The 11890-nt window shown below is 51.8% G+C and carries 18 protein-coding genes and 1 pseudogene; 8 read left to right on the top strand and 11 right to left on the bottom strand.

Features of this window, described 5'->3' with window-relative positions:
* Window positions 1–7: 7 nt before the first annotated feature.
* Genes KNO71_RS04330 through KNO71_RS04310 form a run of 5 tightly spaced genes read right to left on the bottom strand, consistent with a single transcriptional unit; the run spans window position 8 to window position 3950 of the window.
* Window positions 8–739, bottom strand: a complete 732-nt coding sequence (locus KNO71_RS04330; protein WP_353047642.1) for a carbohydrate deacetylase — start codon at window positions 737–739, stop codon at window positions 8–10.
* Window positions 696–989, bottom strand: coding sequence for a PTS sugar transporter subunit IIB (locus KNO71_RS04325; RefSeq protein WP_012727190.1), 294 nt, complete (start codon window positions 987–989; stop codon window positions 696–698). Before KNO71_RS04325 ends, KNO71_RS04330 begins: the two co-directional genes overlap by 44 nt.
* The gene (locus tag KNO71_RS04320; RefSeq protein ID WP_270811584.1) at window positions 986–1318 is read right to left on the bottom strand and encodes a PTS lactose/cellobiose transporter subunit IIA; all 333 of its coding nucleotides are present in this window, start codon (window positions 1316–1318) and stop codon (window positions 986–988) included. The genes KNO71_RS04325 and KNO71_RS04320 overlap by 4 nt, the downstream gene beginning before the upstream one ends.
* Window positions 1315–2634 (bottom strand): PTS sugar transporter subunit IIC, encoded by a 1320-nt coding sequence (locus tag KNO71_RS04315; protein WP_214687424.1) that lies wholly within the window; start codon window positions 2632–2634, stop codon window positions 1315–1317. Before KNO71_RS04315 ends, KNO71_RS04320 begins: the two co-directional genes overlap by 4 nt.
* Complete coding sequence (locus KNO71_RS04310; protein WP_214687422.1) at window positions 2631–3950, bottom strand: 6-phospho-beta-glucosidase; 1320 nt, start codon at window positions 3948–3950, stop codon at window positions 2631–2633. Before KNO71_RS04310 ends, KNO71_RS04315 begins: the two co-directional genes overlap by 4 nt.
* 174 nt (window positions 3951–4124) lie before the next feature.
* On the opposite strand from KNO71_RS04310, the gene KNO71_RS04305 reads away from it, so the two are divergent.
* From KNO71_RS04305 to KNO71_RS04285, 5 genes are all read left to right on the top strand, one after another.
* Window positions 4125–4841 (top strand): GntR family transcriptional regulator, encoded by a 717-nt coding sequence (locus tag KNO71_RS04305; RefSeq protein ID WP_078147525.1) that lies wholly within the window; start codon window positions 4125–4127, stop codon window positions 4839–4841.
* Between the two features lie 124 nt (window positions 4842–4965).
* A complete protein-coding gene (locus KNO71_RS04300; RefSeq protein ID WP_214687420.1) occupies window positions 4966–5121 on the top strand; it encodes a hypothetical protein in 156 nt (51 codons plus the stop codon).
* 98 nt (window positions 5122–5219) lie between these two features.
* Entirely contained in the window at window positions 5220–5921 is a 702-nt protein-coding gene (locus KNO71_RS04295; protein ID WP_214683589.1) for an ABC transporter ATP-binding protein, read from the top strand.
* Window positions 5921–6688, top strand: coding sequence for an ABC transporter permease (locus tag KNO71_RS04290; protein WP_074035973.1), 768 nt, complete (start codon window positions 5921–5923; stop codon window positions 6686–6688). The genes KNO71_RS04295 and KNO71_RS04290 overlap by 1 nt, the downstream gene beginning before the upstream one ends.
* A 3-nt stretch (window positions 6689–6691) precedes the next feature.
* Window positions 6692–7054, top strand: a complete 363-nt coding sequence (locus KNO71_RS04285) for a VOC family protein (RefSeq protein WP_214683592.1) — start codon at window positions 6692–6694, stop codon at window positions 7052–7054.
* A gap of 41 nt (window positions 7055–7095) precedes the next feature.
* Here the strand turns inward: KNO71_RS04285 and KNO71_RS04280 are convergent, their stop codons facing one another.
* The 6 genes and pseudogenes from KNO71_RS04280 to KNO71_RS04255 all read right to left on the bottom strand — a co-directional run bounded on the left by KNO71_RS04280 (window position 7096) and on the right by KNO71_RS04255 (window position 9359).
* Window positions 7096–7560 carry a hypothetical protein gene (locus KNO71_RS04280; RefSeq protein ID WP_214683594.1) on the bottom strand — a complete coding sequence of 155 codons (465 nt, stop codon included), beginning with the start codon at window positions 7558–7560 and terminating at the stop codon, window positions 7096–7098.
* 117 nt (window positions 7561–7677) lie between these two features.
* A pseudogene (locus KNO71_RS04275) lies at window positions 7678–7815 on the bottom strand (short chain dehydrogenase); the annotation flags it as partial.
* A gap of 6 nt (window positions 7816–7821) precedes the next feature.
* Window positions 7822–8181: a nuclear transport factor 2 family protein gene (locus tag KNO71_RS04270; protein WP_214687418.1), complete on the bottom strand. Its 360-nt coding sequence runs from the start codon at window positions 8179–8181 to the stop codon at window positions 7822–7824.
* Window positions 8178–8510, bottom strand: a complete 333-nt coding sequence (locus KNO71_RS04265) for a DMT family transporter (protein ID WP_012727175.1) — start codon at window positions 8508–8510, stop codon at window positions 8178–8180. The genes KNO71_RS04270 and KNO71_RS04265 overlap by 4 nt, the downstream gene beginning before the upstream one ends.
* 11 nt (window positions 8511–8521) lie before the next feature.
* On the bottom strand, window positions 8522–8830 hold the full coding sequence (locus tag KNO71_RS04260; protein WP_214687416.1) for a DMT family transporter: 309 nt from the start codon (window positions 8828–8830) through the stop codon (window positions 8522–8524).
* Between the two features lies 1 nt (window position 8831).
* A complete protein-coding gene (locus KNO71_RS04255; protein WP_214687414.1) occupies window positions 8832–9359 on the bottom strand; it encodes a TetR/AcrR family transcriptional regulator in 528 nt (175 codons plus the stop codon).
* A 116-nt stretch (window positions 9360–9475) separates the two neighbouring features.
* Here KNO71_RS04255 and KNO71_RS04250 point away from each other — a divergent pair, with 116 nt between their 5' ends.
* The 3 genes from KNO71_RS04250 to KNO71_RS04240 all read left to right on the top strand — a co-directional run bounded on the left by KNO71_RS04250 (window position 9476) and on the right by KNO71_RS04240 (window position 11881).
* On the top strand, window positions 9476–10042 hold the full coding sequence (locus KNO71_RS04250; protein ID WP_214687412.1) for a zinc dependent phospholipase C family protein: 567 nt from the start codon (window positions 9476–9478) through the stop codon (window positions 10040–10042).
* A complete protein-coding gene (locus tag KNO71_RS04245) occupies window positions 10039–10326 on the top strand; it encodes a hypothetical protein (RefSeq protein WP_214687410.1) in 288 nt (95 codons plus the stop codon). Before KNO71_RS04250 ends, KNO71_RS04245 begins: the two co-directional genes overlap by 4 nt.
* A 544-nt stretch (window positions 10327–10870) precedes the next feature.
* On the top strand, window positions 10871–11881 hold the full coding sequence (locus tag KNO71_RS04240; RefSeq protein ID WP_214683611.1) for a siderophore ABC transporter substrate-binding protein: 1011 nt from the start codon (window positions 10871–10873) through the stop codon (window positions 11879–11881).
* The last annotated feature ends 9 nt before the right edge of the window (window positions 11882–11890 follow it).

Raw genomic sequence — 11890 nt, 5'->3', positions numbered from 1 at the left:
GCTTTTGTCATGCCCACCAATCGGGGCGTTCATAGTCGACCAACACCTGTTTTTCGAGGAGGCGTGGCTCGAGGTAAGACGTGACGCTCGGAAGACAATCATCGAGGTCGGCCGGATGGACCATCACTTCGATGGATCCACCTGGTTCGATGGCGTCGAGCGTCGCATGGGAGACACCGTCCGCATAGAACTGATCACTGAACCGTTCGGTCACCCACAAGTCTCGGCGTGACCCGAGCGTCGTTAAGGCCCGAAACGTCGTGTCATATTCTTCAGCGAGACGAATGATGATGTCGTGCAGAACCGGCCAACCGTGAATGTGATGGTGGCTGTCGAGATGGTCGAGCAGAAGTCCGGTCGCAAGGAACGCCTCGATTTGGGCTTTCCACTCGAGATAGACGAGCTCCGGGTCAGGTGAGTCTTCAGTCAAGAAACGGCTTGTGTAGCGGAACGTGCCGTCTTCTTTCGTGAGAGGGGCGCTCGTGTCGGCGAGCGGTTTGCCCCAAGATAAGACGAGATGGACCCCGACACGGAGCGACGAATGTTGTTTCGCGAGTCTGACCGCTTCCTCGACGGCATACCCGTTCATGATCATCGTCGCCGAATTGACGATTCCATTCAGATGACTCTCCAAGGTGCCGGCGTTCACACCTGTCGTCAATCCGAAATCATCAGCGTTGACGAGGACGAACGTTTTAGGCATTGACGAGACCGAGTGCCTGGTCGAGGACCAGGTCACCTTTCATCATCCCGTACGCCATGTTATCGATGACCGCGACCGGTACGTCGACGGACGACTTGATTTTGCCTTCGAGGTAACGGACTTGAGGTCCGATCAAAATGACGTCGACGTTCGACTGTTCTTTCAAGCGCGACTCGGGGATCGCGTCAATGGATGCGTCGAGTCCGCGTGCGGCAGCTTCTTTCCGCATTTTTTCCACTAAGATTGATGTCGACATTCCTGCCGAGCAGACGAGTAAGATGTTCATGTCGTTTCCTCCAATCGATTCAAACGGGTGATCATGTCAATCATTTCGACGGCGAGCTCTTTCACGGTCATCGCCGTCATGAGGTGGTCTTGTGCGTGGACGAGGAGGACGCTCATGTCGCTCGTCGTCCCCCGTGCCTCTTGTTGTAACAGCTCCGTCTGAAGCTTGTGCGCGTCCAAGAAGGCCGCATCGGCTTCTTTCAACTTTGCCGCCGCTTCGTCCGCTTCACCGCGTTTCGCGGCAGCGATGGCCTCGAATGCAGAGGAGCGTGCATTTCCGGCATGTAAGATAATCATAAACGAGAGTTCTTGGATGGTTTCGGTTTTCACGAAATCTTTTCTCCTTCCTCAGTAGCAGCTTTATTTTTATTGATTTCGGCTGTCATCGCCTTCGCTCCTGCCATGACGAATGGAATGTACATCGCTGTGGCAATCGACAAGTTGACGATTTGGAGCAAGACGCCGCGGACGCTACCGCCTGTGACCAAATAGCCGCTAATGATCGGTGGCGTTGTCCAAGGGACGATGGCGACTGTCTTCGGAACCATGCCTGTCGAGAGCGCGACATAAGAGACGATGGTGAGCGTGACCGGCACTAAGATGAACGGTACGAGCATGATCGGGTTCAATACAATCGGAAGACCGAAGATGACCGGTTCGTTGATATTAAAGAGACTGGCTGGTGTCGACAGTTTTGCGACTTGGTGATACGGGTGATTCCGTTGTTTGCGGACGACGATGAAGATCGCGAGTAAGAGCGCGAACGTCGTACCCGATCCACCCATGAAGACGAACGCATCCAAGAACGGTTTTGTGACCGTGTACGGTACATCAAACGCTGACGTTCCGGCTTGAAAGGCAGCCAAGTTTTGCTCGATGAGCGGGAGATAGACCGGTTCGATGACCGAGCCGATGATGTTCGTCCCGTGAAGTCCGAAGAACCAAAGGATGTGGTTCAAGAAGGCAATCAGTAAGGCAGCAGGGAGTGAGTCACCAAATCCTTGGAGCGGTTCTTGAATCGCTTTGAAGATGACTTCAAATACACTGAGTTCGACGACGAGCGTCATGAAGAGCTGGAATCCTGCGACGACCGTCAAGATGATCATCGATGGGATGAGCGCTTGGAATGAACGGGTGACCCCACCCGGTACACCTTCTGGCATCTTGATCGTCAGTTTCGTATTGATGAGGTAGCGGAACATTTCTGTGACGACAATCGATACGATGATAGCGACGAAGAGTCCTTGTGCGCCGAGCCATGCGAAGTTGAGACCCCAGTCAGCAGTGACCGGTACGAGCATGATATACGAAGCGAGCGACAAAATCCCCGCCGCGAGCCCGTCAATCCCGTATGAACGGGCCAAGTTATACCCGATGGAGAAGGCGATCAGGAGCCCGAGTATCGCGAAGGACGCGTTCCAAATACTACCACCGAGTCCTTGCCAGTTGCCTTCGCCAAACATACTGTTCATTGATCCGACGAAGTCGAGTGAGAGACCACCGATGTTGACGGCTGGGAAGTTGTTGATAAGGACCGCGAGCGACCCGACGATGATGAGTGGCATGACGGAAACGAATCCGTCACGGATGGCGACTAAGTGCCTTTGGGACCCGATACGTCCCGCGATTTCAATAAACTTGTTCATGAGTAAACCTCCTTTTTAAATTGGGGTAGGTACGCCTCGTGCGCTGTGAACAGCTCTTTGAGAAGCGGGTCGATCCGTTTCTCGTCCTGGATGAGCGGGTTCATGAGGCAGGCAAGATAGGCGTCCTCGTACGTGCCAGATACAGCCGCTTGGATGGCGAGCTGTTCAAACGTTTTTAAGTTCGTGATGAGCCCACGGATCGGCAGCGGCAACGCGCCGATGGAGATGGGGCGAGGCCCCGACTTCGTGATGACGGCGTTCACTTCGATGACCGCGTCGTCTGGTAAATCCCGAATCGTGCCGTTATTGAGCGTGTTGACCGTCTGGATGTCACCGCGGTCGTTGTGAATCGAGTCCATCAAGTTGCAGGCGGCGTCTGAATAGTAGGCGCCTCCACGTTTTTCAAGCTCTTCCGGTTTGACGGCGAGATCGACGTCTTTGTACTTCTCGAACAACTGGGCCTCGACTTGTTGTACGACTTCGGCACGGGTGCCGTTTTGTTCGTACGCCTCGAGGTCTTTCTTCAATACATCTTTCGTCTGGAAGTAATACTGATGATACGGGTTCGGTAACATGCCGAGTGACGATAGGAACGATTCGCTCCAACCGAGCCCGACAATGTTCGCCGGCGAGTAGTCGTTGCCTGCGTTGAGCGAGGCGAGGACGTCACTTGTCCGGTCCACACCGTCGACCCATACGTGACGACCGAAGACGAAATGGTTCAATCCGATAAATTCAATCGCGACTCGTTCGACAGGCGTCTCGAGGATCTCAGCGACCGAGTTTCGCATGTTGAACGGGATGTTGCAGACACCGATGACCTTCTTATGAGATGAGTGCTTGAGTACGGCCTCGGTGACGATGCCCGCCGGATTGGTGAAGTTGACGAGCCAGGCGTCCGGACAAATCTCGGCGACTTCGTTTGCCAAGTCGATCAAGACGGGGATGGTACGGAACGCTTTGAATAATCCGCCTGCGCCGTTCGTCTCTTGCCCGATGAAGCCATGCTTGAGCGGGATGCGTTCATCGAGCGCACGTGCCTTGAGTCCACCGACCCGAATCTGTGTGGATACAAAATCTGCGCCGACGAGTGCGGCTCTTCGGTCGAGCGTCCAACTGAGTGTGATCTCGGCGTTTGCCTTTTCAATCATCCGCTTGGCGAGACGACCGACGATCTCTAATTTCTCCCTCCCTTCTTCGATATCGACGAGCACGATCTCCCGAACGGGGAACGTTGCCTGTCGATCAATCAATCCTTCGATGATTTCCGGGGTGTAACTGGACCCACCGCCGATGATGACAACCTTGACTGCCATGGTGCCAACTCCTCCTTTTGAAAGCGATTTCTTTTTGTCGTAACAAATATAACAAATGATACAACTTTCAGCAATATAAAAAATACAAATAATACAAATAAGTTTTTGTATTTGCATTTGTATGCTTGCTGTATCACAATAAAGGAACCAACCCAACGTAAAGGAGATGGAGACATGTCGCAATCGACGCTCCAAACCGCAATCAAGGATGAACTGCTGTCCCGCATCAAAAGTGGGCACTATAAAGAAGGGGAAAAATTTCCGACCGAATACGCGCTTTGCGAGGAGTTCGATGTGAGCCGGACGACGGTACGGGGCGCACTTAACCAGTTGACGATGGAAGGCTATCTAGTCCGTCAACAAGGACGCGGGACGTTCGTCGCCGGGAAGAAAGTACAACAGACGTTGTCGTACACGCCGAACAACTATGCGGCGCAGCTCGCCGTCCAAGGGAAACGTGGGCAAGTCGCCTTGATCGACATCTCGGTCATCTCGGCGTCTGGTCAAATCGCATCGGTGTTTGAAGCGGAAGACAACGCCCCGATCCAAAAGATTGAGCGAATCCGTCATGCGGACGGGGAACCGACGCAGTATGAGGTCTCGTTCATCCCGTGGCAGATCGCACCGGGGATCACGAAAGAACAGGCGGAGCACTCACTCTTCCGGACACTAGCGGAGGTCCATGACGTTCATGTCGCGAAGACGACGGAGGCATTGGAGATTGCCTTAGCTGATGAGAAGGTGAGTGCGCTCCTCGACTGTCCACTCGGGTCACCGTGCTTTCATATCGAGACGGTGACAGAGGATGAGTCGGGACGAGCGATTGAATACTCACGCTCCTACTTCCGCGGAGACAAGACGAGCTTTGTCATCGAACGGGAGTATAATTAACAAAGCGCCCGACTGTTTCGTGTGGAAACGGTCGAGCGCTTTTATTATCTAGTGATTTAAAAAGGGTATGAAGTCGAAAAACAGAAGATACATACTATCAAATTGAGTAGAGGGAGTGAATTATGTGACGATGTTTACCATCTTCGGTGTCTTGATTTTCGGACTATTGTTGTTGGGAATCAGTGTTGTGATGAAGAAGCGATGGTTATCCATACTCTCGATGGTTCCGATAGTTATTGCTGTAGGACAACTTGCGATGCTTTATTTAATGGGGATGTAATTTTTATCAATAAATATCGTGTATAAACTTTCCCCATACATATTGGATGCAGTCGATTCCTGACTTTATGTACACTAGAACCAGGAGGCGAGAGAAGCATGTCAATCATTGAATTCAAAGATGTGAGTCATCAAGACATCCTGCACCATGTGTCCGGGACGTTCCGGGAAGGACGAATCACAACGTTCGTCGGACCGAGCGGCGCCGGCAAGACGACGTGTCTGAAGCATATCAACGGATTGCTGTCACCAGACACGGGCACGATTCTTTTTAAAGGGGAAGACATCGCGGAGATGGACATCCTCGAACTTCGAAAGAAAATCGGGATGGCGTTCCAAAGCGCGCCGATGATTCAAGGGACGGTGTACGACAACTTGAATCTCCCGAAAGCCATCTTCGACGAGACACTTGACCGCGATCGGGCTGCCGAATTGCTCCATCGCGTCGACTTGAATGAGGCGCTCCTCGACCAACCCATCAAATCACTGTCGGGTGGGGAACGAAGCCGGGTCGCCATCGCACGAACGCTCGTCAATAAACCGGACGTGCTCTTGCTCGATGAGATCACGGCGAGCCTAGATTACCGAACGGTGAAAGAGATCGAGCGACTCATTCGAAAACTGCAACAATCGTACGGCGTGACCGTCATTTGGATCACCCATGATCTCGACCAGGCACGGCGGGTAAGTGACGACATGTGGTTCTTGAAGGACGGGGAACTACTTGCATTTGGGGACGCATCGTTCATCGATGAGTCGGACAATCCCGTCATCCAACGATTCGTCAGGGGGGAAGATTGATGTCATATATTGAACTCGCGACGGCGCTCATCTTCGTCGTCATCCCGCTCGCCTTGACACTCGTCCTACGACTTGGACTCGAGCGTGATATTATCATTGCGACCGTCCGCTCCATCATTCAACTGCTGATCATCGGCTATATCCTGACGTTCGTCTTTGAGAGCGACAGTCCGATTTTCATGCTGTTGATGATCCTACTCATGATTGTCGCCGCGACACAAAACATCCGACGGAAAGGGGACGGCATTCCGGGTATCATGTGGATCATCGTCTTGACGCTCGTGACGATCGAAGCGCTGACGATGGGACTCATGCTCGGGCTTGGTATCATCCCATTTGAGCCGGAAAAAGTCATTCCGATCAGCGGGATGGTCATCGGGAACAGCATGGTGTTGTCACTCCTGTTCTTGAATAAGTTCAAAGACGAGGTCGAGCGGAGTGACGATGTCATCGAACTCATTCTCTCGCTCGGCGGAACGCCGAAAGTGGCCATCGACCGCAGCTTGAAGAATGCGATTCGGACGAGTATGATCCCGACCGTCGAGGCCCAAAAGACGATGGGACTCGTCCAGCTACCGGGAATGATGAGCGGACTCATCATCGGAGGAGCCGACCCGATGGAAGCGGTCTTGTATCAACTCTTGATCCTGTTCTTGATTTTGACGACTGCCTCGATCTCGGCGACGCTCGTCGGCTATCTGGCGTACCCACGTTTGTTCAACGAGAAGATGCAGTATATCGGACTGACCTATCGGAAGGGGAAATGAGGCATGATCACAGGGATTCATCACGTCCAGATCACGATTCCAACTGGAGCGGAGCAAGAGGCGAAGGCATTTTACTGCGATTTTCTCGGTCTACGTGAAATCGAGAAGCCGGATTCATTGAAGGGACGAGGTGGATTTTGGCTTCAGGTCGGCGACCGTTCCGTTCATGTCGGGGCAGAGGACGATGTGGAACGACAGAAGACGAAAGCGCATATCGCATATGCGGTGACGGATTTAGATTATTGGAAGGAAGCGCTTCGAGAGAACGAAATCACCTACTCCGAAGGTATTCCGATTCCGGGGTTCGACCGGTTCGAGTTTCGGGACCCGTTCGGCAATCGGGTCGAGATGATTCAAGCGCTCTGACGAAAGGGAGCATCCATTGCGGATGCTCCCTTTGTCGTTCTTCAAGCAATACCGAACAGGCGAGTCACTTGCTCCCATTCGGACGGGTAGGCGTTACTGCCATGATGTTCGTGAATGAGTGTCCCGTTCGTGTATACGCTGAGGCTCCACTGCGTACCGTCTAGCGTGCGAACCCCTTCGAGTTCTTCGAAAACGGGTGGCCACCAATTTGTTCCAAGCAGATGAAACGCGACACGCATCTGTTTCGCTTCCTCGCCCTCATAGTATTCGAATTCAAAGGGCTCGGTGATCGCTCGGTCGGACCGCTCAATGTGACGAAGGACAGTGCCCCTCTCAAAAAAGGTGATCGTACTCACATCATACGTGCCGAACCCACCGACGCGGAAGATGACCTCGACCATCGATTCTTGATTCCGACCGACTGCCTGTAGGACGCGCTTTTGAAGCGGATGTTCGACGAAAGAGGGAGGGATATGATAAAGGGCGCGAAACGTTTTGTCTTTCATGAAACTTCAACCTTTCTCGGACATAAGATGCCCCGAGTATAGCGGAATCTTCCTATCGAGGTAGATAAAATAAAATGCAAGGTACGAAAAAAGCACCTCCTAAGAGATGCTTCAAGGTTAATACACTTCGTACGTCTTTCCGGTCTGCGCGCCTTCGACACTCTTCACATAGGTGAGGGCGACCCGTTCACCTGGTACCGCCGCGTAACCACAGAAATACGGTCCGTACGCATCGAGTGCTTCGACGAGGATGTTCAGCAATCAAGTTGCCTTCGGTGGGACAGCCGTGCCTTGATGGAACCGCATCTTCCAACGTCCGTCCACGAATACCCATATCGAGCTGCGGCGTGTTTCGCGATTCAATACCGGTTGAACGAGATGATACGTCACGAAGACGTGTCCTTCCGTCAACGGATGCAGCGTGAATTCGGATAACACCGCCTCGATCGGGTCGAGCTGGAGTGTCGTCTGATCCCAATCTTGATACAACAACCGTCCCGAGCTACCGATTTCAAAGAAGTCGTCGGTCAACAGTTCACGCAAACGCTCCGTCGACTGCCTGACTTCCGTCGTCAATAACGCTTCTTCTAGTGTTTGAAGATGATTTGCCAACTCGTTCATGTCACGACTTCCTCTCTTCGTTGATTCATCACGATGACGCCGAGAACGATCAACAAGAGACCGATTCCGTTCAACGCCGAAAGAACTTCCCCGTAAACAAACACTCCGATGAGTCCTGTCGCCACGGTCCCGAGTCCAGCCCAGATGCTATAGGCGATACTGAGGGGGATTGTCTTCAACACGATGCCCATGAGGGTGAACGAGGCGGCGAAACTGACCAAGAGAATGACACTCGGCACGAGATTCGTGAATCCGTCCGACAGCTTCAACATCGACGTCCCGAGTACCTCAAATCCGATAGAAAAGAAGAGTAAAAGATAGGCTTTCATTCCGATTCACCTCACACTTTCATCAAGACGAGCCCGATGATGACGAGCCCGATCCCTGCAATTTTTTGACGACTGATTGGTTCCCGGAAGACGACGAATCCGATCACCGCCGTGAGTGCCGTCCCGACCCCGCTCCAAAACGCATACGCGAAGCTGAGTGGAATGGTAAAGAGGGCGAGCGATAAGAGATAAAACGCCGTCCCATATCCGAAGGCGACGCCGAGAATCGGGAGTCGACTCGTCGAGGTGGCGTTCACTTTCAACATGCTCGACCCGAACAGTTCCGAGGCAATGGCCCCAATCAAATAGATGAATCCCATATTACAATCCTCCTAGAATCAACTCGTCACATGCTTCCCGAATGAGTGTCGCCGCACGGTCCTTGAACGACTCGCTATATCCATACAAGACAGCGAACCAAAAGCCGTCGCAGAGGAGACGAAGTTTCAAAATCGCATCCTGGTCCGGTCCGTCGGCAGCGAATCGCTCGTCCCAACCGGTCGACACGTCACTCCAAATCGACTCGCTCGTCGCATCTTCTTGTGAGGAGATGAAGACGGCGACGAGGTCCCTATCTCCGTGATCGACATCATCTAATGTCGCCAGCGCATAGGCACGGGTAAACGAATATGGACCGTCCGATAGATGATCACTGATTCGTTTCTCGAACGTCTCGATGGCGAGCTCGTTCATCTGGCGCAATAAGTTGGCCTTATTGTCGAAATGATAGAGGACCCCGGCTTTCGTGATTCCTGCTTTCGTCGCCAACCGTTCGAGCGACAACTGACTAATTCCGTCTTCTCGAATCATCTGGGCGGCAGTCTGTAGCAACAATTGTTTTTTACTCATCCCATCACACCTCTCATAACTTTACTGACCGTTCAGTAAAGTAAGTCTATCAAAATTTACGAGGGGTTGTCGAGATAGAACGTTGATGGAATAATCAGGGAAAAGGGGGGCGTGACATGGGTTCACATTTGATGCATCTCGTCATCGCGAACGAGATGTTACCAGCGTTGTCGGAGGTGGATGAGGTCGCATTTTTGCTCGGAAGTCTCGCACCGGACGCAACTACTGAAAAAGAGGCATCCCATTACTACGCAGGACGGCATGATGATTTATCTCGTCGCTTGGATCTGTCCCAATATTGGATTGACAGCAAGGAGGAAGACTTCTCGTATCGACTCGGCTATTACGCGCATCTCGTCGCGGATGAGATCTGGTTGCAGGGGTTCTATAAAGGGTGGTTGAAAGAGCTCATCACTCAGGACCCGTCAAAACAGGCGGCCTATTATGCGGACTTTGATGCGTACAATGCTCGGCTGTCGGAACGCCTCGGGACGTTCGATTTTGAACGCTTGAAAGGAAATCCAGAGCTCGTTGAACTGGTCGAAAAAGTCGAGCGGGACGCGGCGATGACGGAGGAGGGGACATACACGATGTTCCTCCCGCATCAATTGGATGGTTACGTTGATACGTGTGTTCGTCGCTGCCTGGAGATGGTCAAACGGAAGCGGGCGATGCTCGTATGAACAAGCGATACGCACCACTCTACGCAACGCTCGGACTATTTATCGTGACGGTGATCACCTTCTTCACCTTGAACGGTCGGGTATTCCCGAATCTCGAATTGATGACGGTCATTTGGGTTTATCTCGCGATTGACATCGCCTTGTTCGCCACGTTGATTTGGGGACTGTTCACGAAGGATCGAATCATAAAAATCTACACGCTGCTTGCGACAATCGGGTTGATGATTCCATTGTCAATTTGGATTTTCTTGTTGCTTTTAGCGAACGGGATCTCGGAGGCGTGAGTCAGATGGATGAACCCAAGAACATTCCGTTTCTAATGCGTCGCGTACCATTTTTCATATTAGCAGCCCTCGTGGCTCCGGTAGCGCTCGTCCTTCTAGTCATATATTGGCGAGATTTGGACGATGATTTACGATTTGGACATCTCATTTTTTCGGTCATCTTATCCTTATTTTTCGTGGTAGACCTTCTACCGAGAGGGATGACACAAACCGTATTATTGGCGTTCACAATCACATGTGTATGGTTCATCACCTATATTGTGTTTCGAGGTAAAAAGAGGGCACGGCACAATAATGATTGAACTCAACCGAGAAAGTGGAGGTCCACTTTCTTTTTTTGTGCGTGCATCTATAGAAAGAAAAATTTTCCTATCCGAATCTTGTCAAATTGGCATTGCGTATCCTTTTTTTGTTTGTTATGCTACTTGATGAAAACGACAATGATAATCATTATCACTGATAACGAGAATACGATACTAGACATACATAACCAATGTGGCTCGTTTTTTGGTGCGAGGATCATTGAAATTGACATACAGAGGAGATGGATGAAGTGGGGAAATTCAAGATTTCACTTATGTTGACGTTGCTCGTCTTCGTACTCGCCGCATGTGGCGGAACGAGTGAGACGAAGAAAGAAGAAAACGTCGACGGCGCAACAAAGACAGAGACGGTCGAAATTACAGACGCACATGGCACAATAGAGGTACCGGTCAACCCGGAGAAGGTCGTCGCCCTGGATAACCGGACGTTTGAAACATTGGCAGCATGGGATATCGACTTGGTGGCGGCACCGATCGGACTCCTTCCAGCAGAGTCGCCATATGCATCAGACAAAGACATCGCGGACGTCGGCATGCACTTCGAGCCGAACTTAGAGGCGATTGCGGGAGTTGACCCGGACGTCGTCATCGTCGGTCAACGTTTCGCGGATTACTACGAGGACATCAAAAAGTTGGTACCGGAAGCAGCGGTCATCGATTTGAACATCGAGATCCCAGAAGATTCAGGCACACCGGGTGAGATTTTAGTCAAAGGATTGACAGACACGACGCTTACACTCGGGAAAATCTTTGACAAAAACACAGAAGCCGAAGCCATCGTCGCGGACCTCGACAAATCAATCGAAGACGCGAAAGCGGCATACAACGGAAAAGATACAATCATGTCGGTCATCGTATCGGGTGGAGACATTGGGTTCTCAGCACCGGTAACGGGACGCGTGTTCGGACCGATGTACGACATCTTCGGATGGGTCCCAGCCCTTGAAGTCGAGAAGAAGACAGGTGACCACGAAGGCGACGAAGTATCCGTCGAAGCCATCGCAGAAAGCAACCCAGACTGGTTGTTCGTTCTCGACCGTGACGCACCACTCGGTGACGCAGAAGGCGCAGTACCAGCAGAAGACGTGATCGACAACGCACCGGCGCTTCAAAAGACGACGGCTGTGTCGAAAGAGCAAATCGTCTATGCCCCGAAAGACACGTACTTGAACGAATCGATTCAAACTTACTCGGAATTCTTTAACAGTGTCACGGAAGCGCTTGCGAAGTAAGGTTCCGTC

Origin of the sequence: Exiguobacterium sp. s163 (genome assembly GCF_018617135.1) — a bacterium.
GTDB classification, from domain to species: domain Bacteria; phylum Bacillota; class Bacilli; order Exiguobacteriales; family Exiguobacteriaceae; genus Exiguobacterium; species Exiguobacterium profundum.
This window is presented reverse-complemented; position numbering and strand designations above follow the sequence as displayed.